Consider the following 23,510-nt stretch of genomic DNA (forward strand, 5'->3'; position numbering starts at 1 on the left):
CTACGGCCCCGTACGATCCGGTGCATGCGGAAAATCGACCCGACCGAGCGGGTCCGCGGCGTGGTGCGGGCCTTCCGGGGCCGGCACGGCCGGCGCGCCCGTGCGCTCGCCGTGCGGTTGGACGGCGACGACGACGAGGTGGTCCTCCGCCCGTGGGAGCTGCGGTTGCCGAGGGCGGTCGTCTACGCGGCGGCCCGGTCCAGGGGCTGGGAACCCGTCGGGGGCACGCGGGCGCTCGTCCAGCGGGGCCCGTGGCTCGAGCCGATGCGGTTCACACGATGAGCCCCGGCTGGGTGCTCACGGTCCTGGCACTGCTCCCGCTGCTCGCGTGGGTGATCGCCGCCGCGGTGATCGCCGCCCGCCGGTGGTGGCGGCGTCGGGGGGATGACCGTGCGCGCCGGCTGCGGTTGGCCCGGATGTTGCGCGGTGGCGAGCTCGTCGTCGTCCCCACCTCGGACATCGACCTCCCCGAGGCCACCGTCCTCGCCGTCGCGGCGGATGCCGGGTACCGACTCGTGGGCTACGAACGCGCGGACACGCCCCTGCGCCGCCGGGTCGGGGTGTTCGTGCGCATAGGCGGGGAGGTCGACGCGGTGATCAGCGGCGTGCCCGCACCCCGGTAGCGTGACGCGCATGCGCATCGGGATGGCTCTGAACTACAGCGGCGGGTTCGCCGAGACGGCCGCGGAGGCCGCGGACCTCGAGAGGGCGGGACTGGACATCGCGTTCGTCCCGGAGGCGTACTCGTTCGACGCCGTGAGCCAGCTCGGCTACCTCGCGGCCAAGACGTCCACCATGGAGCTGGCGTCGGGGATCCTGCAGATCTACACCCGGACGCCCACGCTCACCGCCATGACCGCGGCCGGGCTGGACTTCGTCTCCGACGGCCGGTTCGTGCTGGGCCTGGGCGCCTCGGGCCCGCAGGTCGTGGAGGGCTTCCATGGCGTGAAGTACGACGCGCCGCTGGCCCGCACGCGCGAGGTGATCGAGATCTGCCGCAAGGTGTGGCGCCGCGAGAAGGTCGTCCACGACGGGAAGAAGTACCAGATCCCGCTGCCCGCCGACCAGGGCACCGGGCTGGGCAAGCCGCTCAAGCTCATCAACCATCCGGTGCGCTCGACCATCCCGATCGTCCTGGCCGCGCTCGGGCCCAAGAACGTCGAACTGGCCGCCGAGGTCGCGAACGGCTGGCAGCCGCTGTTCTTCCACCCGGAGAAGGCGCACCTCGCGTGGGGTGACGCCCTGGCGGCGGGCAGGGCGAAGCGCGACCCGTCGCTCGGCGAGCTCGACGTCTACGCCGGCCCCGCCCTGGCGATCTGCGACGAGGCCGAGGTGCCCTTCTACCTCGACCTCGTCCGGCCGCACCTGGCCCTCTACATCGGTGGCATGGGCGCGCGCGGTAAGAACTTCTACAACGAGCTCGCGTGCCGCTACGGCTACGAGGACGAGGCCGCCCGCATCCAGGACCTCTACCTGGACGGCAAGAAGGAAGAGGCTGCAGCGGCGGTCCCCGACGAGCTGGTCCGCTCGGTCTCCCTCATCGGGCCCGCCGGATACGTCGCCGAGCGGGTCGAGGCGTTCCGCGAGGCGGGCGCCACCACGCTCACCGTGGTCCCCATGGCCCTCGACGCGCCCGGCCGACTGCGCCTCGTGGAGCAGTTCCGCGAGATGTGCTGACCTGCGCTGGGCGCCGGTCAGGCGAGCTCGACCACCACGTTCTTCAACACGGGGGCGTCGTCGCGCTCCGCGACGGTGGCCGCCACGAGCAGGCGCGAGCCCTTCTCCCACACGCGGACGCGCATGGTCTCGCCGGGGAAGAAGATGCCGCCGAAGGTGACGCCGTACCCGCTGACGCGGGAGACGTCGCCGCCCAGCACCTCGTCGACCACCGCACGCAGGACCACCCCGTACGAGCACAGGCCGTGCAGGATCGGACGCGGGAACCCGGCGGCCTCGGCGAACGCGGGGTCCGAGTGCAACGGGTTGCGGTCACCACACAGGCGGTAGAACAGCGCCTGCTGGGGGAGCGTGGCCACCTCGATGGTGTGGTCGGCGTCCCGCTCGGGGTACTCGACCTTCTCCGACGTTCCGCGCTCGCCGCCGAAGCCGCCCTCGCCCTTCGCGAAGATGCCGGACCGGGAGGTCCACAGCTTCTCGCCGTCGGCGGAGACCGTCTCGGACTCCTGGATGATCACCGCGGCCGACCCCTTGTCCTGGATCTCGGCGATCTTCGTGGTGGTCACGGCGGTGCCGGCGGCCGGGATGGGGCGGTGCAGCGTCACGGACTGGCTGCCGTGGACGACCTTCGCCAGGTCGATCTCCCCACCCGGGAACGACACCTTCGGCGCCTCGGTGACGTTCATCGTCGCCGCGACGGTGGCGAACGACGGCAGCACCTTGGGCGCGGAGTCGTGGACATACTCCAGCCCTGTGGTGTCCGTGGGGTCGGCGGCCGCGCCCACGGACAGTGCGTAGAGCGCCACGTCGGAGGCGGTCCAGGAGAATTCCTGGGAGGGCAGCTGTGCCCCGAGGGCTGTGTCGAGATCGATCGGCACGTCAGACTCCCGTCTTCTGGGTGGAGGGGGTGGAGGCGAGCATGTGCTCGACGGCGAGGTAACCGAACACCATGGCGGGTCCGATGGTGGCGCCCGGGCCGGCGTAGGTGTGGCCCATGACCGGCGAGGACGCGTTGCCCGCGGCGTAGAGTCCCTCGATCACGGAGCCGTCCTCACGCAGCACACGGCCGTGGACGTCCGTGTTGGCGCCGCCCTTGGTGCCGAGGTCGCCGGGCACCATCGTGGCCGCGTAGAACGGGGCCTTGCGGACGGGGCCGAGGCTCGGGTTGGGCTTGTTGGTCGGGTCCCCGTAGTAGTGGTCGTAGCCCGACTGACCGCGCTGGAAGTCCTCGTCGCGGCCCTTCTCGGCGAAACCGTTGAAGCGCTCGGCGGTGCGCTCGAGGGCGTCGGCCGGTACGCCGATGAGTTCGGCGAGCTCGGCGAGGGTGTCCGCCTTGTGGAAGTTCTCCGTCGCCAGCCACTTCCTGGGCAGCGGCTGCTTGGCCTGCAGACCGGCGAAGAGGTACCGGTTCTTGTACTCCTGGTCGAAGATGATCCAGGCTGGCAGGTTCTCGGCCGGGCCCTCACCCTGGCCGTACTCGCCGCCGTACATCCTGTGGCCTGCCTCGACATAGGGCAGCGACTCGTTCATGAAGCGCTCACCGCGCGGGTTGACCATGAACGAGCAGGGCAGGGACCTCTCGGCCAGCGCGAACCACGGACCACGCGGGAGCATGATGGTGGGACCCCACCAGGCGTCCTCCATGAAGGACAGCTCGGCGCCGACCTGCTCCATGGCCTCGATGCCCTCACCGGTGTTGGCGGCCGCACCCACGGTCCAGTCGGTGGGGATGGGCTGACGCTGGTACTTGTCCCGCATCTCCTGGTTGTGCTCGAATCCACCGGAGCCCATCACCACGCCGAGGCGCGCGCGCAGCGTGACCTCCTCACCGTTCCGCATCGCGGTGATGCCGACGACCCGCTCCTCGTTGCCGGAACCCTCGGTGACCAGACCGGTCATGGGCGTCTCGAGCCACACCGGCACGCCCGCGTCGAGCAGGCCCTTGCGCAGGCCGGCGATGAGCGCCCGGCCCATGCCCACTGAGTTCTGCCCCCGGGCCTTCGCGAGGAACATACGCAGCGACACCTTGATCGAGCGGCGGATGCCCTTGGTGGTCGGCCGCTGCAGCAGGTTGAGCCACCGGTAGTCGGACTGCATGACCACCATGTTCGCCGGGGCCTTGGCGTAACCGGGCTCGAGCTTGTCGGCTTCGGACCCCAGTTGTCGTAGGTCGAACGGCTTCGGCTCGACGGACCGGCCTCCGAGGCGACCGCCGGGAGCCTCGGGGTAGTAGTCGGAGTAGTCCTTGACCCACTCCAACCGGAGCGGGGAGTTGGCGAGGACGAAGTCGAGGACCTCGGGCCCGCGGTCGACGTAGGTGTCGATCCGCTCGGCCGGGACGACGTCGCCGACGATCGAACGGAGGTAGGTCCGCGCGGCCTCGGGGGTGTCGAGGACACCGTCGCGCTGGAGCACCGAGTTGTTGGGGATCCACACGCCGCCGCCGGAGCGGGCGGTGGAGCCTCCGTAGTGCGGGGCCTTCTCCACGAGGACCACGCTGAGGCCCTTCTTTGCTGCCGCGAGGGCGGCCGTCATGCCTGCTCCACCGCTGCCGACGACGACGACGTCGAATTCCTGGTCTGCCATGTAGAACACGTTATAGAACTGATCGTCGTCACGCCAGACGCCCCAGGTAGCATGCCCGTCATGCTCACCGAGGAGACCCGCGCCACTCTGGCCCAGCGACTGTGGGACGCCGAGACCGACGTCTCGCCGATCGCCCCGCTGACCGACGACCATCCGGACATGAATGCTGACGACGCGTTCGAGATCCAACTCGTCAACATTCGCCGCAAGCTCGACGCCGGTGCAGTCGTCATCGGCCACAAGGTGGGTCTGGCGTCCAAGGCGATGCAGGAGATGATGGGCGTCGACGAGCCCGACTACGGTCACCTGCTCGACACCATGGAGTATCCGGAGGGCGCGCCGATCGAGGCGGCGCGCTTCTGTTTCCCGCGCGTCGAGGTGGAGGTGGGCTTCATCTTGGGTGCTGACATCCCGCCGGAGGGGTGCTCGCAGGAGGAGGCCGCGGCGGCGATCGAGTGGGTCGTCCCGTCGATCGAGCTCATCGACTCCCGGATCCGCGACTGGAAGATCAAGCTGCCGGACACGATCGCGGACAACGCCTCGTCGTGCGGTTACGTCATCGGCCGGCAGCGCGTGCGTCTGGCGGACATCGACGTGGCCGCAATCGATGCGACGCTCTACAAGAACGGCGAGTTCCTCGCCTCGGGCCGCTCCGACGCGGTGTTGGGCAACCCGCTGAACTCGGTGGGATGGTTGGCCTCGACGGTCGCGAAATTCGGCGTCCGACTGCGCAAGGGCGACATCATCCTCCCGGGCACCGCCATTCGCGCGATGGACGCGACGCCGGGCGACACCTTCCGTGCGGAGTTCGCGGGCCTGGGCGACGTGACGATGGCGTTCCGCTAACGGTCCGAGCTCAGGGCGCGCCCGGCTGCCGCGGCCGCGCGGGTGACCAGCGGTTCGAGCCGGGCCAGGGCGCTCTCGTCCGCCGCGCTCGCGGACAGGGCAGCTACTGCCCGTGTGCCGCCGGCGCCCTCCTCGTCGTCGTCGAACACCGGCGCCGCCACGCAGTACAGCCCGGGGATGAGCTCGGCGCGGTCCACCGCGCGCTTCTTCCGGCGGATCTCGCCGAGCTCCACCTCCAGCGCGTCGGGCGAGGTCAGTGTGGTCTCGGTCCACGCGATCATCGGCCACCGCGCGACGCGGCCGGCGGCGTCCTCGTCGAACGCCAGCATCGCCTTTCCCACCCCCGTGCAGTACGCGGGTAGCCCGCCCCCGATCCGTGACGGTGACGGGATCGGGCGTGGGCCGTGCAGTTTGTTGAGATAGACCACCTCGTCCCCGTGCAGGGTGGCCAGGTGGACGGTCGCGCGCGTGGCCTCGAAGAGGTGCGCGAGGAACGGCGTGAGTGCCCGCCGAATCCGCTCATATTCCGGCGAGACGGGGATCGGGTCCAGTTCGTGGACCAGCGGCCCGAGTCGGTAGCGCTGGCCGATCCGCGTCACCGCGTCGTTGCGCTCGAGGGCGGTGAGCAATCGCAGCGCCGTGGACTTGGCCAGCCCCGTCTCCCGCGCTATCTCGCTCAGGGTCATCCCGGTGCCCGCCGCCGTCACACGCAGCACCTCGAAGGCGCGATCGACGGGGGAGGTGGGCGGCTCGGTCATGCGGTGAGTGTAGCGCGCGGGTCGGACACGCCGGGGTCGTTGAATCGAACGCTTGCGCTATTCCTGCGCGCCGATTAGGGTCGTATATACGTTCTACTAAGGCGGCGTGGGGGTGGTGAAGATGTCGGAAGCGAAGCCGTTGTTCGCCGTCTCCGATCCACTCGGCGCTGCCGACATGAAGGCGGTCAGTGACGCGGCGCGGGCGGCGACGCTGGCACAGAACCGGGCCGGTGCCACGCGGTTGGAGGCCGCGCACATGCTCGTCCAGCAGTTCTCCCGCGCGGCGGAGGCGGAGGCAGCCGACGCGGAGCGCCGCGAGGCGTCGCCGCGGCCGGCCTATGCGCGGCTCGCTCCGGAGTCGCGGGCCCGGGACCATCTGGCGGCGGCGTGTCAGCTCACGTGCTGGCACGCCGAGCGACTGGTCACGGCCGGAGTGCAGATCCACTCCCGGCTGTCGCGCCTGAGGTCCTCGGTCGACCGGGGGTTGGTGCCCGAGCAACTAGCCATCGATATCGCCTGCAAGTTGGCCGCAGTGTCGGACTCGATCGTCTCTGACGTGGAGGACGAGTTGATAGCCGGGCTCACCGGAGACCTGGGGGGCGGGGACCGGCCGAGCCGCACCGAGGTGGACTCGCGGATCGACGAGCTCGTCGGCCGGTTCGACCCCGCAGGGGCGGAGGAGGCGGAGGCCGAGGCTCTCGCTACCCGCATGGTGCGGTTTCGGACCGGCCGCAACGGTATGACCGACCTCTTGGCGAAGCTGCCCCCGGCGGAGGCCGAGTTGTTGCGCGGGCGCATCGAGGCAGAGGCCCGCGCCGCGTCGGCGGACGGCGTTTCCGGGACGCTGGACCAGCTTCGCGCAGACGCCCTCGCGTCGCTGGCTGTGTACCCGAACAACGGCGATTCGAGCTGCGCGAGTGGCGGTGACGCGGTCAGCGGTGAAGCCGCGGACGAAGAAGCGATCGAGCTAGGCGATGTCCGAGCGGGCGCGGACCTGCCGCGGCCGTCGCTCGGTAACGCCGCGAACGCCGGGCAGGCGATCCGGATCAGCGTGATCGCCTCGGCCGCGCAGGGGCTCCCCAACCGGGTCGAGTTCGTCCACGGCGCGTACAGCAGCTACAACTGGCTCTGCCAGCAGCTCCTGGAGGGCGACGACGCCAGCGTGCGCTTCGAGCTGATCGACCCCGCGCCCGGCGCCGTCGACTCGCCGGACCACGCACTGCGATACCTGATCAGCCCGGCCATGGCGGAGCGGATCCGCCTCCGGGACGGTACGTGCCGGCACCCGGGGTGTTCGGTGCCGGCGAAGGACTGCGACGTGGATCATGTGATCGCGTTCAACAAGCGCGATCCGGAACTCGGTGGCCCGACCCTCGAATGGAACCTCGTGTGCCTCTGCCGCAAGCACCACCGCGAGAAGACGTTCGGTACCAACGCCTACCGTCCCGGCCCGCTCGGTGAGCTGATCATCCTCACAGAGACCGGTCACCGGCACCGCACCAGACCACGGGGCCCGTTGGCCCGCGCCCGCAACGGTATTCGGGAACGGGCGTGGGAGGACTACGCCGACCGGCTGATCTCCGCGGACGGGTACATCACCAACCCGCCGGGGACGGAGCGGTCCCGCGGGCGACCCGCCTAGCGAGCGCCACCGGACCAGGTCGTTGTGCCGTTGAGTGGCACAACTGTTTGTGGCGTGCGTTCCCCGCGCGGGACACTGCTCTCATGACAGAGAAGGCCAAGCTCACAGCAGCGATCGTGGGGTCCGGCAACATCGGCACCGACCTGATGTACAAGCTCGAGCGCAGTGAGTACATCGAGCCCAAATGGATGATCGGCATCGACGCCGAATCCGAGGGTATGAAGCGCGCCGCCGAACACGGCCTCGTCTGCATGGCCGGCGGCGCTGACGAACTGCTCGCCTCCATCGAGGCCGGCGGCGAGAAGCCCGACCTCCTCTTCGAGGCCACCAGCGCATACGTGCACAAGGACTACGCGCCCAAGTACGAGGCCGCCGGCATCGTCGCCATCGACCTGACGCCCGCGGCCGTCGGTCCCATGGTGATCCCACCCGCCAACCTCCGCGAGCACCTCGGCGCGCCCAACACCAACATGGTCACGTGCGGCGGCCAGGCCACCATCCCGATGGTCCACGCCGTCTCCTCGGTCGTCCCCGTCGACTACGCGGAGATCGTCGCCTCGGTGTCCAGTGCGTCCGCTGGCCCCGGCACCCGCGCCAACATCGACGAGTTCACGCAGACCACCAAGCTGGCCATCGAGAAGGTCGGCGGCGCCAAGCAGGGCAAGGCGATCATCATCCTCAACCCGGCCGAGCCGCCCATGATCATGCGCGACACGATCTTCTGCTCGATCCCTGAGGACGCCGACCACGACCTCATCACCACCGCCATCCGCAAGCGCGAGAAGGAGATCCAGGAATACGTGCCGGGCTACCGGCTGCTCCAGGAGCCGCAGTTCGACCCGCCCACCGAGATCACCGGCGGCATGGCCCGCGTGGCGATCTTCGCCGAGGTCGAAGGCGCGGGGGATTTCCTGCCGCCCTACGCCGGCAACCTCGACATCATGACCGCCGCCGCCGCGAAGGTCGGCGAAGAGATCGCCAAGAGCAAGCTCGGAGTGTGACAGACATGGGCAAGACCAACCCCCACAACGCCGACGCACGGGCGTACAGCTCCGAGCTCGACATCCGCATCACCGACTCGTCGCTGCGGGACGGCTCCCACCACAAGCGGCACCAGTTCTCGGTCGAGGACGTCCGCAACGTCGTCGGCGCCCTCGACGGCGCGGGAGTCCCCGTCATCGAGGTCACCCACGGTGACGGGCTCGGCGGCGCGTCGTTCAACTACGGCTTCGCCAAGTCCTACGACCAGGATCTCATCAAGGCCGCGGCAGAGACCGCCAAGCAGGCCAAGATCGCGTTCCTCACACTCCCCGGCCTGGGTATCAAGGACGACATTCTCGCCGCGCGCGACAACGGCGGTTCCATCTGCCGCGTCGCCACGCACTGCACCGAGGCCGACGTCTCCATCCAGCACTTCGGCTACGCACGGGAACTCGGCCTCGAGACCGTCGGCTTCCTCATGATGAGCCACACCCAGCCGCCGGAGGTGCTCGCCAAGCAGGCGCGCATCATGGCCGACGCCGGCTGTCAGTGCGTCTACATCGTCGACTCGGCCGGCGCGCTGGTAATGGACCAGGTCTCCGACCGTGTCTCCGCGCTCGTCGCGGAGCTCGGTGACGACGCCCAGGTGGGCTTCCACGGCCACGAGAATCTCGACATCGGCGTGGGCAACTCGATCATGGCCATCCGCGCGGGTGCGCAGCAGATCGACGGTTCAACCCGCCGCTTCGGCGCGGGCGCGGGCAACACGCCTGTCGAGGCGCTCGTCGGGTGCTGCGACAAGCTCGACATCCGCACCGGCATCGACTTCTTCAAGATCGCCGACGCGGCCGAGGACGTCGTCCGTCCGCTCATGCCCACCGAGTGCGTCGTCGACCGCCAGGCCATGATGCTCGGCTACGCGGGCTGCTACTCGTCGTTCCTCAAGCACGCCGAGGGGCACGCGCAGCGCTACAACGTGCCCGCGTCGGAGATCCTGCTCCGCGCCGGCGAGCGTCGTCTGGTCGGCGGTCAGGAGGACCAGCTCATCGACATCGCGTTGGAGATCCAGAAGGAACTGGCGAACGCCTGATCCTCACCCCGCCCGCCGCAGTCGCGCACCCGGGGCGGGGCGGGGGCGCCGTGGCTGTCACGGGTCGACCCTGACCCCGCCGAGTGCCCAGGTCACGACCGGCTCGAGGGTCGCCGCGTCGACCAGTTGGAGGCGGCGGGAGTGCAGTAGCAGCTGCGCGGCGGGAGCCTCGGGCGTCCTGCGGAGTTCGCGGCGCAGGGCGGCCATGAGGACGCGGTCGGGCCAGGTGAGCCGCGCCGGGTCGAGGTCCCCGCGGAGCTGGAATGTGGTGACGGCGCGGCGGGTCGAGGCGACGAGCTTGGCGGCCAGGTCACCGCGCCCGGGGTCGTCGGCGGGGGAGAGTCCGACGACGACGAGGGCTGCGCGCCCGGGAGCGGAGCGGATCGCCCGGATGATCCGACGTCGCCCGAGGATGCGGGTCGCGTAGACAGGTGCGAGCACGATCAAGGGGTCGGCGTCGTGGGCGGTGGTCAGCGTCGACAGTTCGACGGCGGGCGTGCTGAGCTGCTCCGCTAGGGCGACGGCGTAGCGGCGCGTGGAACCGTACTTCGAGGTGAAGGCGACGACCGGGGAGTTCACGCTCCCCAGTCTGTCACCGTGGACTCACTCGGAGTAGGAAACCTCGACGCGGTCGGTCTTGGGCAGGAGCTGACAGCTCAGGACGTAACCCTCCTCGACCTCCTCGGGGTCGAGGATCCCGTTGTGGATCATCTCGACCTCTCCGGACTTGAGGATGCAGGCGCACGCGGAGCACTCGCCCTTGCGGCAGGAGAACGGCGCCTTGATGCCCTTGGAGAGCAGGACGTCGAGGAGGGGGGTCTGACGTGGCCAGGGCACCTCGTGCACCTCGTCGTCGAGCTCGACGATCGCGGTGGCCGGGCCGGCCCCGTCCTCGCCGGGGGAGTCGTCGATGACGATCTCCGCGAACGGGTCTCCCTCGATGGAGGAGAACACCTCGGTGTGGATGAGGTGCATGTCGGCGCCGGAGCGGCGCAGGCCGTTCTTGACGGTCTCCATGAACGGCGCGGGGCCACAGATGTAGGAGTGGCGCTTGGCGGCGACCGGCTGGAGGAGGTTGCCGATCATCTCGGCGGTGGGGATGCCGGAGACGGACTCGAGCCAGTGGACGACCGTGAGGCGGTCGGGGTTCTTGCGCTGCAGGTCCTGCAGCTCGTCCTTGAAGATGACCGAATTCTCGTCGCGGTTGGCGTACACCATGACGATGTGGCCGGTGCCCTGCGCGAGCGCGGACTTGAGGATCGACATCACCGGGGTGATGCCGGATCCGGCGGCCAGGAGGATGAAGTCCTGGTCGAGGTTCTTGGGGGTGAAGATGCCGGACGGTGCGAGCACGTGCATGCTCATGCCGGCCGCGGCGTTGTCGCACAGCCAGTTGGAGCCGTAGCCGTCGATCGTGCGCTTGACGGTCACCTTGAGACGGGCGTCCTCGGTGGGGGAGCTCGACAGGGAGTAGCAGCGCGCGACGGAACCCGTCCGGTCGCTCGGGATCCGCAGGGTGAGGAACTGCCCCGGGGTGTACCTGAAGTCGTCTTCGCCGCCTGCGGGGATGTCGAAGACGATCGACTTGGCGTCGGCGGTCTCCTCGATCACGTCTGCGATCGTGAGTGCGCGGACGAAGGAGCCGAGCTGTGGGGTGTCGGTCATGGATGCGGAGCCTATCGCTTTGATACGCGGGGGACGGGGGTCGCAGGGCACTGTCGCAGACGGCGGCGACCTCCACCGAGCGCTTCCCACTCAGTGGAAGTCCTGTGCCGTTGCGGTGTCACTCGGGGACGAACAGCGGGTTGACCATGTGTTCGTCGTCGGCCGGGTCCACGCCCTCGGAGATGGTCAGCAGACCCTCCGCGTAGGCGTAGCGGATGCTCGCCAGCATCCGGGGGCAGGTGTCCTCACCCTCCGGCCGTTCGCCGCCCGCGCGCCAGTCGGTGAGTACGGGGCACGTGCGGTCGCTGCCCTCGGTCCACTGGATGGACGTGTGCTTCTCGCTGTTCTTGCGAACCGAGACGCACGCCCCGCAGCTACGGCACTCGACGGGTTGGAAGCCCGCTCGTGTGTAGGTCTCGCGGTCGAGGTCGGTGTACGAGTGGAGTCGCGCGGCGCGCGCCGGGTCGGTGTCGTCCCAGGTCGGCGCGCGCCGCGCGTCGTTCTTCTTGAACATCAGTTCTGCGACCGGGTGGCGCCCGCCTCGCCGGCGACCTCTGCCATGCCGGTGTACTGGGTCTGCTCGTCGGAGATCTCGGCCTCACCGGCCTCCTGCCTGCGCATGTTCTCGGCGACCTCCTTCTCCCAGTACTGGTTGGCGGCGGTGGTGTCGACCTCGAACTCGAAGCGCTCGGTCATCTCCGGCGTCACCTTGTCGCGGTCCACGTAGAACTGCTCGTACCAGCGGCGGAGCTGGTAGACGGGGCCGTCCTCCTCGCAGAGGAGCGGGTTGGCGATCTGGGACTTGCGCTGCCAGATGCGGACGTCCTGGAGGAAGCCCTCGCCGAAGAAGGTCGCGATCTTGGCGGCCATCTTCTCGGAGGTGGCGTCGTCGAAGCCCCGGGGCTTCTTGACCGACAGCCCGTACATCAGCACGAACGAGTTCTGGTCGATCGGGTAGTGGCAGTTGATGAGGATGGCCTCGGTTTCGAAGCCGCCGTACATCTGCTTGAGCGGGTTGATCATGTACGCCGGGCCGAAGTAGGAGGCCTCGGATTCGAGCAGCGTGTCCCCGTACTTTCCGCCGGACGGGTCGTGGTCGGGACGCCCCTTGGTGTTGAGGTACTGGGTCGCCTTCTGGCCCTCGAAGACGTTCTTGAAGTAGGTCGGGAAGGCGTAGTGGATGTAGTAGAAGTGCGCCATGTCGACCACGTTGTCGACGATCTCCATGCAGTTGGACCCCTCGATCACGAGGCGGTTCCACTGCCAGTCGGTCCACTCGCCGGTCTCGTACTCGGGGATCGCGGGGATGGCGTCCTCGGGCTGCGGCGGTTTGCCCTCGTGGTCGTGCCACACGAAGACCTGGCCGGACTGGACGTTGGTGATCCAGGAGCGGGTCTTGGCGCGCAGGGGCACGCGCTTGGCGTACGGGATGCCCTTGCACTTGCCGTCGCCGCCCCAGCGCCAGTCGTGGAAAGGGCAGGCGATGTTGCCGTCCTTGATGGAGCCGTCGGACAGGTCCCCACCCAGGTGGCGGCAATAGGCGTCGAGCACGTTGATCTCGCCCTCGTCGTTCGCCCACACCACGAGCTTGGTGCCGAAGGCCTGGATGGAGTGGGGCTCGCCGTCGGTGAACTCCTTGGCGGTGCCGATGCAGTGCCATCCGCGCGCGTACCGATCCCGGACCTCGCCGGTATCGATTTCGCGGACGGCTCCGGGGGCCGAACCGGGTGCGGTCATGATGATCCTCCTGAGTGGCGCGAGCCGTATGAGAACAGGTTATAGAATGAGGTGGCGGGCCACAACCAGGGAGCGTTCGTGCTGGCACGGGGTGCCAGGGTGTTCCGCCTGCTAGGGGTTGCCTGGTGCAAAACTGTAACGTGTTCTAACCTAGACCGCATCACTCCCACGCACTGCCAGAGAGGTACACATGAGCGAGTACGCCTCCCACGAGGTCATCGACCGCATCAAGGCCCTGCTGCCCGGTTTCGCCGAGCGCGCCCAGGAGACCGAGGACCTGCGCAAGGTCCACCCGCAGAACATCGCGGAGCTCGATGAGGCCGGCTTCTTCAGGCTCTGTCAGCCGGCCCAGTGGGGCGGCTACGAGGCGGACATGGAAACCTTCTACACCGCCGCCATGACGATCGCGACCGCGTGCCCGTCCACCGGTTGGTGCGCGAGCATCCTCGGCATTCACAACTGGCACCTGGCGCTGTTCCCGCAGCAGGCGCAGGAGGACGTCTGGGGCGAGGACCCGACCGTGCGGATCTCGTCGTCGTACGCCCCGATGGGCGCGGCCAAGAAGACCGCCGACGGGCTGGTGCTCAACGGCAAGTGGTCGTGGTCCTCGGGTAGTGACCACGCCGACTGGGTCTTCGTGGGCGGTCCGGTCCTCGACGAGAACGACAAGATGGTGGACTTCTGCACCTTCCTGGTCGAGAAGTCGCAGTACGAGATCGTCGACGTGTGGCACGTCGTCGGACTCAAGGGCACCGGGTCCAACGACATCGTCGTCTCCGACGCGCTGATCCCCGAGCACCGTGTCCTGTCCTTCGGCCTCATGGCCGCCACCAAGGCGCCGGGGCTCGAGGTCAACACCAACCCGATCTACAAGATGCCGTGGGGCACCATCCACCCCACCACCATCTCCACGCCGATCGTCGGCATGGCGTTCGGCTGCTACGACGTCCACCGCTCGCACCAGCAGGAACGGGTCCGCGCCGCGTTCGGGACCAAGGTCAAGGACGACCCGTTCGCGAAGGTCCGTCTGGCCGAGGCCGCCGGCGACATCGACGCCGCGTGGCTGCAGCTCATGCGCAACGTGCGTGAGGAGCAGGACCTCATAAGAGCCGGGGATTTCCCGGGCATGGACATCCGCACGCGCGCTCGCCGCGACCAGGTCCGCGCCACGCAACGCGCGATCGACGCGATCGGGCTGCTGTTTCAGAACTCCGGTGCCCGCGCGCTCGAGGTGAGCTCGCCGATCCAGCGGTTCTGGCGCGACGCCAACGCGGGTAGGGTCCACGCCGCCAACGAGGCGACGAAGGCGTACATCATGTATGGACAGAACGAGTTCGGCGAGAAGGTCACCGACTCGATGGTCTGATCCGTCGTCGGCGGATCGAGAGGACTGGCATTTATGGCGATCAGCAATTTCGGGTACGTCCGGGTCTTCGCCACGGACATGGACGCCTGGCGCGAGTACGGCACCAAGGTTCTGGGCTTCGTCGTGGGCTCGGGCGAGGACCCCGACGCCCTCTACTTCCGTATGGATGACCATCCCCACCGGTGGATCATCGTCCCCGGCGAGGAGGACGAACTCTCCGCGGTCGGCTGGGAGTGCGCCAATGAGGGCGAGTTCGAGGACGTCAAGCGGCGCCTCGACGCGGCCGGGGTGCCGTGGGAGGACGCGCCGGCCGAGGTCAAGCGTGACCGCAAGGTGCGCGGGCTGATCACCTGCCAGGACCCGGCCGGGTTCACGCTGGAGATCTACCACACCATCGCGCTGCAGCACCGCCGCATCCCGACGCCGTACGGCCACGAGTTCGTGACCGGCGACCAGGGCGCGGGCCACATCGTGCTGTCCACGCCGGACGAGGCCGCCGCGCTCGAGTTCTACAGGGGTGTGCTGGGCTTCTCCCTGCGCGACTCGATGAGCCTGCCGCCGGAGATCGTCGGCCGCCCGGCAGACGGCGAGCCGGCGTGGCTCCGGTTCCTCGGGTGCAACCCACGCCACCACTCGCTCGCGTTCACGCCGTTCCCCAACCCGACCGGGATCATCCACCTCATGGTGGAGGTCGGTACGGCGGACGACGTCGGGCTGGCGCTCGACCGGGCCATGCGCAAGAAGATCCGGTTGTCGGCCTCGCTCGGGCGGCACGTCAACGACAAGATGCTGAGTTTCTACATGAAGACGCCCGGCGGCTTCGACTGCGAGTACGGCTGCGAGGGCCAGCAGGTGGAGGACGACGAGAAGTGGGTCGCCCGCGAGTCCACGGCCGTGAGCCTGTGGGGTCACGACTTCTCCGTCGGCCGCACGTAGTTACCTAGGCTGGGCCCCGTACCCCCCGCGGGGCCCGGCCGTCGCCGCGCCCACCCCGACGATCTTCAGTCCAGGAAGGACCGACCCCCATGAGCAGCACCGACGAACGCCCGGAGGGGCAGTCCTTCAGCAGCCGTGAACTGCGTGACGCGCTGGGCCAGTTCTGTACGGGCATCACCGTCATCACCGCGGTCGAGGACGACAAGCCGGTGGGCTTCGCCTGCCAGTCGTTCTCGGCGTTGTCGCTCGAACCCCCGCTGGTGCTGTTCTGCCCGATGAAGACGTCGGGGTCGTGGAAGGGCATCGAGAAGGCGGGCCGGTTCGCGGTGAACATTCTCTCCGAGGACCAGGAGGACGTCTCCTCGACGTTCGGCCGCCGCGGGGACGACAAGTTCGCCGAGATCGACTGGTCGCCCAGCCCACTGGGCTCGCCGGTGATCAACGGTGTGATGGCGTGGCTGGACTGCGAGATCGACCAGGTCCTCGACGGCGGGGACCACTGGATCGTACTGGGACGGGTCGACAACCTCGGGCCGACCAAGCGGGACATCCGCCCGCTGCTGTTCTACCGCGGCGCCTACCTCAGCATCGAGGAAGACGTCGTGGATCCGACGCCCGAGCAGGAGGAGTTGGCCAACTTCATAACCTCTGCCGACAGTTACACCTGGCTGTGAGCGGGGTGACCGGGCCGCTGGCGAAGGCGCTGGCGGAGGCGGAGGAGGTCATCCGGTCGGCGCCGCACGTGCGCACCGACGAGGACGTGGCCGAGGGACTCGAGTACCTGCTCGGGACGATCCGCGGGGCGATAGAAACGGGCCAGCACCGCGGACGCACGCACCCGCAGCTGTTCGAGGCGACGGGCCCGTACACCAAGATGGGACTGGATAACCCGGACACGCTGTACTACTACGCCAACCTCGCCGACGGCGCGGAGTACGCCATCGAAGGCCGCCGTGGCACCACGGCGGACCTGTCGTTCCAGGTCATGGCGGGGACGTACTCGGCCGATGAGCGCGCCGCGTCGCACGCGGCGTTCGACGACCGTCGTCTGGAGATCGACGAGGGGGGACGGTATGGCTTCCGCCTGGGACCGGCGAGGTACGACGACGACGAGGGCGACCCCGGCTACGTGGTGCTGCACCCCGGGTCGTCGATGATCGCCGTCCGCGAGGTGTTCTCCGACTGGAGCCGGGAGGAGGCCGGGTCGGCGATCATCCGCAGACTCGACACGGTCGGCACCGCGCCGGAACCCGTCTCGCTCGCGGGGCAGGAGAAGTTCTACGCCAAGCTCGCCGAGGCGCTCGTCGGGCGACTGCGGACGTGGCTGGCGTTCCCCGGCTGGTTCTTCGGAGAGCGGCCCCGCAACACGCTGAACGTGCCCCGGCAGACCCCGGGCGGGCTCACGACCCAGTTCTCATCCGCCGGGATCTTCGAGCTCGGCCCCGACGAGGCGATCGTGATCTCGGTGCCCGTCGCCGGGGTGCCGTACCAGGGCTTCCAGCTGGGCAGTATGTGGTACGCGTCGCTGGAGTACGTGCACCACCAGACGAGTCTCACCGCCGACCAGGCGCACGTTACCTCCGACGGGCTCATCCACCTGGTGGTGTCCGAGCGCGATCCGGGCCTGGCCAACTGGGTCGAGACGCTCGGCCGCCGCGAGGGCATCATGCAGTTCCGGTGGCAGCGGACCGACGGGCCCATCGGCCCGGAGCTCGGCCCGACGGTGAAGGTCGTACCGTTCGACCGGGTGCCCGACGAGGTCCCGTGCCACGAGGAGCTGCGCGTGACCGGGGAGCAGTGGCGTGAGCGGATCGCCGCGCGCCAGCAGGCGTTCGCCCGGCGCGGATTGTCGTGAGAAGGGGACTGTCGTGAGCGATGAAGACCGGGTCCACGTCGGGACCGTCGACGATCTCCACGCCAGCGCCTCGCGCACCGTGGGGCTCGAGGACTTCGGCGACGGGGAGGACCGCCACCGCGAGGCCCTGGGCGTCCTGCTCGACTCCCTGCACACCGACGCGGGACTGACCCCCGCCGGGAGCAAGTACTGGCGCTCCGTGCTCAAGGGCGCGTTGACCGCGAGGCTCCTGTCGACGTCGGCCCTCGCGTCCGACCCCGCGCGGGCTGAGGTGGCGATCGAGCGGCCCGTCGTCGTCACCGGGTTGCCCCGCACCGGCACCACGGCGCTGCACCGGCTCCTGGGCGCCGACCCGGCCAACCAGGGGCTCGAACTGTGGTTGACCGAGGTCCCACAGCCGCGGCCGCCGCGGGAGACATGGGAGGACGACCCGGCCTACGTCGGGCTGCGCGACCTGTACTCCGGCTTCATGGCGGAGAACCCCGACTACGGCGGCGTGCACTACATCTCCGCCGACGACCTCGAGGAGTGCTGGCAGCTGCTGCGGCAGTCGCTGACCTCGGTGTCGTACGAGTGCCTGGCCCGGCTCGACGGCTACTCGCAGTGGCTGACCGGCGTCGACTGGGTGCCCGCGTACCGCCGGCACGAGCGCAACCTGCAGCTCATCGGCGGAGGCGACCCCGACCGGCGCTGGGTGCTCAAGAACCCCAGTCACCTGTTCGCGCTCGACGCGCTGCTCGAGGTGTACCCCGACGCGGTGGTGGTGCAGACGCACCGCGACCCGCGGAAGTCGATGGCGTCGATGTGCTCGCTCGCGCACCGCACGGCCGCCGACTGGTCCACGCGGTTCACCCCGGAGTACATCGGCTCCTCGCAGCTGGACCTGTGGGCGCGGGGGGTCGAGACGTTCGACGCCGCGCGCGCCCGCCACGAGGCGGACCCGGCGTCGCGGGCGACGTTCGTCGACGTCGACCACCACGAGTTGTTGGACGATCCCGCCGGGGTGGTCGAGCGCGTGTACGCCGCGGCGGGCACGGAGCTGGCGGAGGATGTGCGCGCGGCCGTGGTCGCGGAGAACGAGCGCAGCCTCTCCGGGGACCGGGCTCCCGCGCACCGTTACACGCTCGCCGACTACGGGCTCAGCGAGGAGCGGATCGCGGAGCGGTCCGCCGGCTACCGCGGCCTCGACGCCTGACGCTCAGAGGTACTCGGCGACCGCCTCGATGACGCGGTCGGCGACCTCGCGGGTGCAGACGAGCAGATCGGGGTACTCGATCTCCTCGACGTTGTAGACCAGTTCGCTGCCGTCCAGGGCGCTGGCGTGAAGGCCGCGCTGCTGCACCACTCCGACGGTCGCGGCGGAGTCCCACTGGTGGTGACCGCTGGTGTGGATGTACGCGTCGCACTCGCCCTCGAGCACGGTGGCGGTCTTGCCGCCGCCGGACCCGAGGTGCACAAGGGACGCGTCGAGTTTGGCGGCGAGATCCTCGGCGAACGCGGGCGGCTCGGCCTCGGAGACGGCGATGCGCAGACGGTCGTCATCGCGGGGCGGCACGAGAGGCCCGGGCCGGGGGCCGCGGATGATCGACATCGGCTGGTACGTGGTGGCGCCGCGTCCGGTGAGGACCCTGCCGTAGGCGGGCATGGCGATCGCGCAGGCGGTGATCCCGCCGACGCCATCGGGGCCGGACTCCCACAGCGCGACGTGCACGGCCCAGTCGGGGCGCCCCTCGGTCACGTAGGAGCGCACCCCGTCGAGGGGGTCGACGAACCACACCCGGTCGGCCTCCAGCCGGGCGCGGGAGTCGGGGTTCCACTCGCCGTACACGAGGTCATCGGGCCGCGCGACCGCGAGGCGGTCGAGGATGACGGACCGGGCCTCGCCCTCGGCGAACTCGCCCAGCTCTTCGGGCGCCACCCTGGAGACCCGGAGGTCGGTGAGCAGGCGTCCGGCCTGGGCCGCGAGGTCCTCGGCCGACCGCTGGTCATTGGTCCGTCCATGCGCGGGGAAGGGGGTCATGCGCCCGATTCTAGAGGCCCCGCCCACAGGCCCGCCGCCACCTCGAGCGCGGAGAGGAGCTCGTGGGGCTGCCCGAGCAGCTGCGCCGTGCCGTGCGCCCGCTTGAAGTACAGGTGCGCGTCGTACTCCCACGTGATGCCGACGCCACCGTGGAGCTGGATCGACTCCCCGGAGATCCACTGCAGTGCCTCCGAGCAGTAGACCTTGGCCGCGGCCGCCTCGATCTCCGCGGCGTAGGCGGCCGCGTCGGCGTCGGGTCCGTCGCCGACGGCCTGGAACCGCGCCACCAGCGCGGCGGCGGAGTAGGACAGCGAGCGGGCGGTCTCGACTTTCACGTACATGTCGGCCATGCGGTGCTTGAGCGCCTGGAACGAGCCGATGACCCGGCCGAACTGCTTGCGCTCCTGCGTGTACCGCACGGTCGCGTCCAGCACGGCGCGTGCGGCGCCGACCTGCTCGGCGGAGACGGCGGCCCACGCGGCGGAGCGCAGGCGCGACAGGAAGCTCGGCCGGGTCGCGATCGCGGTGGCGCGCGCGCCGTCGAACTCCACCCGGCTCAGGGTGCGCGTCGGATCCATCACCGGCAAGCGCGTGATGGTGACCCCGTCGGCGTCGGCGGGCAGCTCGAACAGGCCCACCGTGTCGCCGGTGACGGCCACGACCAGCAGGGTGGACGCGGTGTCGGCGCCGAGCACGTGGTGGGCGGTGCCGCACAGCGTCGCACTCGCCGCGTCGAGGCCACCGTCCGCGCGGACGCCAGGTGTGGCCCAGCCGTCGCGGCCGGCCCAGCACAGCGCGGCCACCTCGCCGGCGGCGATGCCGGGCAACAGGCGTGCGCACGCGGCCTCGTCGCCGGAGGCCAGCACGGCCTGGGCGGCGAGGACGGCGGAACCGAGCATCGGCGACGGCGTGAGGCGGCGACCCAGCTCCTCGCACACCAGGTGCGTCTCGACCCAGGTCGCACCGGCCCCGTCGTAGTCCTCGGGCACGGACAGGGCGGCGGCACCGATCTGGTCGACCAGCGTCGTCCAGAGGGCGGGGTCGTACCCGTCGGCGGAGGCGAACGCCGCGCGGACCGCCGCGGAGTCCGACTTCTTCTCGAGCAGCGAGGCCACCGACTGCCGCAGGGCGGCCTGCTCCTCGGTGTCGACGCCGGGGGAGGCGGTCGCCGGGGCGGGGGCGCTCATCGGGCCGCCCCCGCGCGCAGCGAGTCCAGGACCCGGCCGCGGTGGTAGCTCTGCGTGCCCCACGCGGTCTGCAGTGCGCGGGTCTTGGTCAGCCACAGGCCGAGGTCGTGCTCGAGCGTGTAGCCGATCGCGCCGTGCACCTGCAGGGCGGTGCGGGCGGACAGGTAGGCGGCGTCGGCCACGGCCACGCGGGCGGCGGAGACGTCGCGGACCGCGGCGTCGGGGTCGCCGGGGTTCTCGGCGATCGCCAGGGCTCCGGCCCACAGCAGCGGGCGGGCCATCTCCAGCGCGATCGCGACCTCGGCGAGCTGGTGCTTGAGCGCCTGGTACTCGCCGATGAGCTTGCCGTACTGCTTGCGCTGCTTGGCGTAGTCGACGCTCATCGTGAGCATGGCCTGGCCGAGCCCCTGGAGCTGGGCCGCGGTGCCGAGGGCCCCGTGGTTGACAAGGTCCGTGGTGCTCACCGCGGCCGCGCGGGCACCCATGGTGGGCGTGGCCACCGTGCGGGCCCGGTCGACCGACCGACGAGTCTCGCCGGCCTCGGCGGTGAACACCTCGTCGTCGTCGACGACCCACAGGTACCCGGCGACGTGGGCGTCGGGGGCGAACGGGGAGACCCCGGGCGCGGCGACGGAGGCCAGCGCACCGCCGGCGATCTCGCCGGCCACGTCCTCGGCGTCGGAGTCCCCGCCGAGGGCGGCGGCGATACGGGGCGCCACCATGACGGTCTCCACGACGGGACCCGGCACCGCGTGGCGGCCCAGGACCTCGAGCGCGGCCACGGCCTCCACCGCGGTGGCCCCGGCACCGCCGGCGGCCTCGTCGACGAGCAGGGCGGCGGCGCCCGTCTCGGCGACGCGTCCCCACACGGCGGTGCCGGCGGCGGTGTCGCCGTCAGCCCAGGCACGGATCACCGCGGGCATGTCGGACTTGGCCAGCAGGGAGTCGATGCTGGCGGCGAAGTCGGTGATCTCGGGATCGAGTGCGAACTGCATGATGTGTGAAACCGCCTTCTCAGCCGCGCGGGAGGCCGAGGAGTCGCTCGGCGATGATGTTCTTCTGGACCTCGTTGGTGCCCGCGTAGATGGGGCCGGCGAGGGCGAACAGGTAGCCGTCCATCCACTGCTCGCCGGCGAGCTCGCCGGTCGTGTCCAGGACGTCCAGGGCGGTCTCGTGGGTCGCGATGTCCCAGTTCGACCAGAAGACCTTGTTGATCGAGGACTCGAAGCCGAGGTTGGCCCCGCCGGTGAGCGTGGTGACCGTGTTCCAGGTGCTCAGCTCATAGGCGCGGGAGCCGATCCACGCGTCCACCACGCGGTCGGCCAGCGCGCCGCGGGTGCGGTCGTCGAGGTCGCCCGCGCGGGAGTCCCACAGCTCCAGCAGCCGGTCCGTGGTGGCCAGGAATCGCCCGGGGGAGCGCAGGGACAGGCCGCGCTCGTTGTTGGCGGTGGACATGGCCACCTTCCAGCCCTGGTTGACCTCGCCGATCACGCCGGACTCGGCGGGGTTCGCCGGGTCGTCGGGCACGAAGACGTCCTCGAGGAACAACTCGGCGAAACCGGGAAGCCCGTCCAGCTGGTCGATGGGGCGCACGGTGACGCCCTCGTCCCGCAGATCGAACATGAAGTACGTCAGGCCCTTGTGGCGGGGCTCGTCGGGGTCGGTGCGGAACAGTCCGAAGCCCTTGTCGGCGAAGGAGGCGCGGGTCGACCACACCTTCTGGCCGTTGAGGATCCAGCCGCCGTCGACCTTCTTCGCGGTCGAACGCAGTGAGGCCAGGTCAGAGCCGGCCTCGGGCTCGGACCACGCCTGCGCCCAGATGTCGTCGGCGCGGGCCATGCGCGGCATGATGTGCGCGAGCTGCTCGGGGGAGGCGTGGTCGAACAGGGTCGGGGCCAGCAGGAAGATACCGTTCTGGCTCACGCGCAGCGGCGCGCCGGCGCGGAAGTACTCCTCCTCGAACACCACCCAGTTGACCAGGCCGCAGTCGCGCCCACCGAACTCCTCTGGCCACGAGACGACCGACATGCGGGCATCGGCCATCGTGCGCTCCCACTCGCGGTGGGCCTCGAAGCCCTCGCGGGTGTCCATGTGCGGTAGCGGCTCGGACGGCACGTTCTCGACCAGCCACTGCCGGACCTCGAGGCGGAATTCTTGCGTCGAGGCGTCCAGGTCCAGATCCACGCCTCAGCTCTCCTTCTTCTCGGCGCCGGCCCCGGTGGCACCCTTATTGGCGCTGTCGCGCATCGAGCGGGCGTCCATCCCGCCGAGGGAGGCGGAGAACGAGTCGGTGTCGTCCGGTTCGGCGTTGGCGGAGTGGGCGAACATGTGCCAGCCGAACGCCGTGTCCAGCGAGGTCTGCAGTCCCATCTGGTCTTCGTTCGAGTTGATGACCTTCTTGGTCAGCGTCAGCCCGAACGCGGGCATGCCCTTTATCTCGCCGGCGATCTCGTCGACCTTCGCCTGCAGCTCGTCGCGCGGCACGACGTGGTTGAGCATGCCCCACTGGAGGGCCTCGGCCGCCCCGAATCGTCTACCGGTGTAGAGGATCTCCTTGGCGCGGCGCGGTCCCAGCACGAAGGCGTGCGCGAAGTACTCCACGCCGGGGATGCCCATCTTGACCACGGGGTCGGAGAAGAACGCGTCGTCGGCGGCCACGATGAAGTCGCAGACCCACGCGAGCATGAGCCCGCCGGCGATGCAGGCGCCGTGCACCTGGGCGATCATCGGCTTGGGGATCTCCCGCCAGCGGCGGCACATCTGGACGTAGACCTCGGTCTCGCGCGCGAGTCGCCGGTCGCCGCCGCCGCGGGTGGTGTGGTCCCACCAGATCGCGGCGCGGTTGGTGTACTCGACGTGGTGGTCGCGCTCGGGCGTGCCGATGTCGTGACCGGCCGAGAAGTGCCTGCCGTTCGCTCGCAGGACGATCACCTTGACCGAGTCGTCCTCCACGGCCTTGATGAACGCGTTGTCCAGGGAGTACGTCATCACCGAGTTCTGCGCGTTGCGGAAGTCGGGGCGGTTGAGCGTGACGTACGCGGTGCCGTCGGAGACCTCGTAGGCCACCGGCTGCGTGTCCGGTCCGAGGTCGTCGACCCCGAGGACCGGAGGGATGGGTGCATCGGTCATGACCTGCAACTCTCCTCACCTAGCAAGTGCTTGGT

At 69.9% G+C, this 23,510-nt stretch carries 24 protein-coding genes; 12 read left to right on the forward strand and 12 right to left on the reverse strand.

The window, feature by feature from the left end; all coding sequences use genetic code 11:
* Positions 1-24: 24 nt before the first annotated feature.
* From C3V38_RS09195 to C3V38_RS09205, 3 genes are read left to right on the forward strand one after another with little or no spacing between them, the layout of a single operon-like run.
* Positions 25-282 (forward strand): hypothetical protein, encoded by a 258-nt coding sequence (locus C3V38_RS09195; RefSeq protein ID WP_106385620.1) that lies wholly within the window; start codon positions 25-27, stop codon positions 280-282.
* Positions 279-623 carry a hypothetical protein gene (locus C3V38_RS09200; protein ID WP_106385621.1) on the forward strand — a complete coding sequence of 115 codons (345 nt, stop codon included), beginning with the start codon at positions 279-281 and terminating at the stop codon, positions 621-623. The genes C3V38_RS09195 and C3V38_RS09200 overlap by 4 nt, the downstream gene beginning before the upstream one ends.
* Positions 624-633: 10 nt before the next feature.
* Entirely contained in the window at positions 634-1,677 is a 1,044-nt protein-coding gene (locus C3V38_RS09205; protein WP_061227559.1) for an LLM class F420-dependent oxidoreductase, read from the forward strand.
* A 17-nt stretch (positions 1,678-1,694) separates the two neighbouring features.
* Here C3V38_RS09205 and C3V38_RS09210 read toward each other — a convergent pair whose 3' ends face one another.
* Positions 1,695-2,555 carry a MaoC/PaaZ C-terminal domain-containing protein gene (locus C3V38_RS09210; protein ID WP_106385622.1) on the reverse strand — a complete coding sequence of 287 codons (861 nt, stop codon included), beginning with the start codon at positions 2,553-2,555 and terminating at the stop codon, positions 1,695-1,697.
* Position 2,556: 1 nt separating this feature from the next.
* A complete protein-coding gene (kstD, locus tag C3V38_RS09215) occupies positions 2,557-4,263 on the reverse strand; it encodes a 3-oxosteroid 1-dehydrogenase (protein ID WP_061227558.1) in 1,707 nt (568 codons plus the stop codon).
* A 60-nt stretch (positions 4,264-4,323) separates the two neighbouring features.
* On the opposite strand from kstD, the gene C3V38_RS09220 reads away from it, so the two are divergent.
* Positions 4,324-5,109, forward strand: a complete 786-nt coding sequence (locus C3V38_RS09220; RefSeq protein WP_174705772.1) for a 2-keto-4-pentenoate hydratase — start codon at positions 4,324-4,326, stop codon at positions 5,107-5,109.
* Here the strand turns inward: C3V38_RS09220 and C3V38_RS09225 are convergent.
* Positions 5,106-5,867, reverse strand: coding sequence for an IclR family transcriptional regulator (locus C3V38_RS09225; RefSeq protein WP_106385625.1), 762 nt, complete (start codon positions 5,865-5,867; stop codon positions 5,106-5,108). The genes C3V38_RS09220 and C3V38_RS09225 overlap by 4 nt on opposite strands.
* A gap of 121 nt (positions 5,868-5,988) precedes the next feature.
* Here C3V38_RS09225 and C3V38_RS09230 point away from each other — a divergent pair, with 121 nt between their 5' ends.
* The 3 genes from C3V38_RS09230 to dmpG all read left to right on the forward strand — a co-directional run bounded on the left by C3V38_RS09230 (position 5,989) and on the right by dmpG (position 9,580).
* Entirely contained in the window at positions 5,989-7,509 is a 1,521-nt protein-coding gene (locus C3V38_RS09230) for an HNH endonuclease signature motif containing protein (protein ID WP_165001097.1), read from the forward strand.
* Positions 7,510-7,592: 83 nt separating this feature from the next.
* A complete protein-coding gene (locus C3V38_RS09235; RefSeq protein WP_061916017.1) occupies positions 7,593-8,510 on the forward strand; it encodes an acetaldehyde dehydrogenase (acetylating) in 918 nt (305 codons plus the stop codon).
* Positions 8,511-8,515: 5 nt separating this feature from the next.
* Entirely contained in the window at positions 8,516-9,580 is a 1,065-nt protein-coding gene (gene dmpG / locus C3V38_RS09240) for a 4-hydroxy-2-oxovalerate aldolase (RefSeq protein WP_106385626.1), read from the forward strand.
* A gap of 57 nt (positions 9,581-9,637) precedes the next feature.
* Here dmpG and C3V38_RS09245 read toward each other — a convergent pair whose 3' ends face one another.
* The 4 genes from C3V38_RS09245 to C3V38_RS09260 form a co-directional block, all read right to left on the reverse strand.
* Positions 9,638-10,159 (reverse strand): flavodoxin domain-containing protein, encoded by a 522-nt coding sequence (locus C3V38_RS09245; protein WP_106385627.1) that lies wholly within the window; start codon positions 10,157-10,159, stop codon positions 9,638-9,640.
* Between the two features lie 24 nt (positions 10,160-10,183).
* Positions 10,184-11,245: a ferredoxin--NADP reductase gene (locus tag C3V38_RS09250; RefSeq protein WP_061227425.1), complete on the reverse strand. Its 1,062-nt coding sequence runs from the start codon at positions 11,243-11,245 to the stop codon at positions 10,184-10,186.
* A gap of 118 nt (positions 11,246-11,363) precedes the next feature.
* Positions 11,364-11,759 (reverse strand): hypothetical protein, encoded by a 396-nt coding sequence (locus C3V38_RS09255; protein ID WP_061227424.1) that lies wholly within the window; start codon positions 11,757-11,759, stop codon positions 11,364-11,366.
* Positions 11,759-12,982, reverse strand: coding sequence for a Rieske 2Fe-2S domain-containing protein (locus tag C3V38_RS09260; protein WP_061227423.1), 1,224 nt, complete (start codon positions 12,980-12,982; stop codon positions 11,759-11,761). The genes C3V38_RS09255 and C3V38_RS09260 overlap by 1 nt, the downstream gene beginning before the upstream one ends.
* Before the next feature lie 190 nt (positions 12,983-13,172).
* Here C3V38_RS09260 and hsaA point away from each other — a divergent pair, with 190 nt between their 5' ends.
* The 5 genes from hsaA (at position 13,173) to C3V38_RS09285 (ending at position 18,334) form a co-directional block, all read left to right on the forward strand.
* On the forward strand, positions 13,173-14,348 hold the full coding sequence (gene hsaA / locus C3V38_RS09265; RefSeq protein WP_070722274.1) for a 3-hydroxy-9,10-secoandrosta-1,3,5(10)-triene-9,17-dione monooxygenase oxygenase subunit: 1,176 nt from the start codon (positions 13,173-13,175) through the stop codon (positions 14,346-14,348).
* Positions 14,349-14,381: 33 nt separating this feature from the next.
* Entirely contained in the window at positions 14,382-15,284 is a 903-nt protein-coding gene (gene hsaC / locus C3V38_RS09270) for an iron-dependent extradiol dioxygenase HsaC (RefSeq protein ID WP_106385628.1), read from the forward strand.
* Between the two features lie 89 nt (positions 15,285-15,373).
* Positions 15,374-15,958: a 3-hydroxy-9,10-secoandrosta-1,3,5(10)-triene-9,17-dione monooxygenase reductase subunit gene (gene hsaB, locus C3V38_RS09275; RefSeq protein ID WP_106385629.1), complete on the forward strand. Its 585-nt coding sequence runs from the start codon at positions 15,374-15,376 to the stop codon at positions 15,956-15,958.
* Entirely contained in the window at positions 15,955-17,139 is a 1,185-nt protein-coding gene (locus C3V38_RS09280; RefSeq protein WP_106385630.1) for a hypothetical protein, read from the forward strand. Before hsaB ends, C3V38_RS09280 begins: the two co-directional genes overlap by 4 nt.
* Positions 17,140-17,152: 13 nt before the next feature.
* On the forward strand, positions 17,153-18,334 hold the full coding sequence (locus C3V38_RS09285) for a sulfotransferase (RefSeq protein ID WP_106385631.1): 1,182 nt from the start codon (positions 17,153-17,155) through the stop codon (positions 18,332-18,334).
* Between the two features lie 3 nt (positions 18,335-18,337).
* Here C3V38_RS09285 and C3V38_RS09290 read toward each other — a convergent pair whose 3' ends face one another.
* From C3V38_RS09290 to C3V38_RS09310, 5 genes are read right to left on the reverse strand one after another with little or no spacing between them, the layout of a single operon-like run.
* Complete coding sequence (locus C3V38_RS09290; protein ID WP_106385632.1) at positions 18,338-19,159, reverse strand: inositol monophosphatase family protein; 822 nt, start codon at positions 19,157-19,159, stop codon at positions 18,338-18,340.
* Positions 19,156-20,346, reverse strand: a complete 1,191-nt coding sequence (locus tag C3V38_RS09295; protein WP_106385633.1) for an acyl-CoA dehydrogenase family protein — start codon at positions 20,344-20,346, stop codon at positions 19,156-19,158. Before C3V38_RS09295 ends, C3V38_RS09290 begins: the two co-directional genes overlap by 4 nt.
* Positions 20,343-21,341, reverse strand: a complete 999-nt coding sequence (locus tag C3V38_RS09300) for an acyl-CoA dehydrogenase (RefSeq protein ID WP_106385634.1) — start codon at positions 21,339-21,341, stop codon at positions 20,343-20,345. The genes C3V38_RS09295 and C3V38_RS09300 overlap by 4 nt, the downstream gene beginning before the upstream one ends.
* A gap of 19 nt (positions 21,342-21,360) precedes the next feature.
* Complete coding sequence (locus C3V38_RS09305) at positions 21,361-22,530, reverse strand: acyl-CoA dehydrogenase family protein (RefSeq protein ID WP_106385635.1); 1,170 nt, start codon at positions 22,528-22,530, stop codon at positions 21,361-21,363.
* Positions 22,531-22,533: 3 nt separating this feature from the next.
* Positions 22,534-23,475, reverse strand: a complete 942-nt coding sequence (locus C3V38_RS09310) for an enoyl-CoA hydratase (RefSeq protein WP_106385636.1) — start codon at positions 23,473-23,475, stop codon at positions 22,534-22,536.
* Between the last annotated feature and the right edge of the window lie 35 nt (positions 23,476-23,510).

Origin of the sequence: Dietzia sp. oral taxon 368 (assembly GCF_002999155.1) — a bacterium.
Taxonomy (GTDB): Bacteria; Actinomycetota; Actinomycetes; order Mycobacteriales; family Mycobacteriaceae; genus Dietzia; species Dietzia cinnamea.

Excerpts from the sequence above, each read along its gene's own strand:
- C3V38_RS09195 (WP_106385620.1), top strand. The coding sequence starts at position 25 with ATGCGGAAAATCGACCCGACCGAGCGGGTCCGCGGCGTGGTGCGGGCC.
- C3V38_RS09200 (WP_106385621.1), top strand. The coding sequence starts at position 279 with ATGAGCCCCGGCTGGGTGCTCACGGTCCTGGCACTGCTCCCGCTGCTC.
- C3V38_RS09205 (WP_061227559.1), top strand. The coding sequence starts at position 634 with ATGCGCATCGGGATGGCTCTGAACTACAGCGGCGGGTTCGCCGAGACG.
- kstD (WP_061227558.1), bottom strand. The coding sequence starts at position 4,263 with ATGGCAGACCAGGAATTCGACGTCGTCGTCGTCGGCAGCGGTGGAGCA.
- C3V38_RS09220 (WP_174705772.1), top strand. The coding sequence starts at position 4,324 with ATGCTCACCGAGGAGACCCGCGCCACTCTGGCCCAGCGACTGTGGGAC.
- C3V38_RS09225 (WP_106385625.1), bottom strand. The coding sequence starts at position 5,867 with ATGACCGAGCCGCCCACCTCCCCCGTCGATCGCGCCTTCGAGGTGCTG.
- C3V38_RS09230 (WP_165001097.1), top strand. The coding sequence starts at position 5,989 with ATGTCGGAAGCGAAGCCGTTGTTCGCCGTCTCCGATCCACTCGGCGCT.
- C3V38_RS09235 (WP_061916017.1), top strand. The coding sequence starts at position 7,593 with ATGACAGAGAAGGCCAAGCTCACAGCAGCGATCGTGGGGTCCGGCAAC.
- dmpG (WP_106385626.1), top strand. The coding sequence starts at position 8,516 with ATGGGCAAGACCAACCCCCACAACGCCGACGCACGGGCGTACAGCTCC.
- C3V38_RS09250 (WP_061227425.1), bottom strand. The coding sequence starts at position 11,245 with ATGACCGACACCCCACAGCTCGGCTCCTTCGTCCGCGCACTCACGATC.
- C3V38_RS09255 (WP_061227424.1), bottom strand. The coding sequence starts at position 11,759 with ATGTTCAAGAAGAACGACGCGCGGCGCGCGCCGACCTGGGACGACACC.
- C3V38_RS09260 (WP_061227423.1), bottom strand. The coding sequence starts at position 12,982 with ATGACCGCACCCGGTTCGGCCCCCGGAGCCGTCCGCGAAATCGATACC.
- hsaA (WP_070722274.1), top strand. The coding sequence starts at position 13,173 with ATGAGCGAGTACGCCTCCCACGAGGTCATCGACCGCATCAAGGCCCTG.
- hsaC (WP_106385628.1), top strand. The coding sequence starts at position 14,382 with ATGGCGATCAGCAATTTCGGGTACGTCCGGGTCTTCGCCACGGACATG.
- hsaB (WP_106385629.1), top strand. The coding sequence starts at position 15,374 with ATGAGCAGCACCGACGAACGCCCGGAGGGGCAGTCCTTCAGCAGCCGT.
- C3V38_RS09290 (WP_106385632.1), bottom strand. The coding sequence starts at position 19,159 with ATGACCCCCTTCCCCGCGCATGGACGGACCAATGACCAGCGGTCGGCC.
- C3V38_RS09295 (WP_106385633.1), bottom strand. The coding sequence starts at position 20,346 with ATGAGCGCCCCCGCCCCGGCGACCGCCTCCCCCGGCGTCGACACCGAG.
- C3V38_RS09300 (WP_106385634.1), bottom strand. The coding sequence starts at position 21,341 with ATGCAGTTCGCACTCGATCCCGAGATCACCGACTTCGCCGCCAGCATC.
- C3V38_RS09310 (WP_106385636.1), bottom strand. The coding sequence starts at position 23,475 with ATGACCGATGCACCCATCCCTCCGGTCCTCGGGGTCGACGACCTCGGA.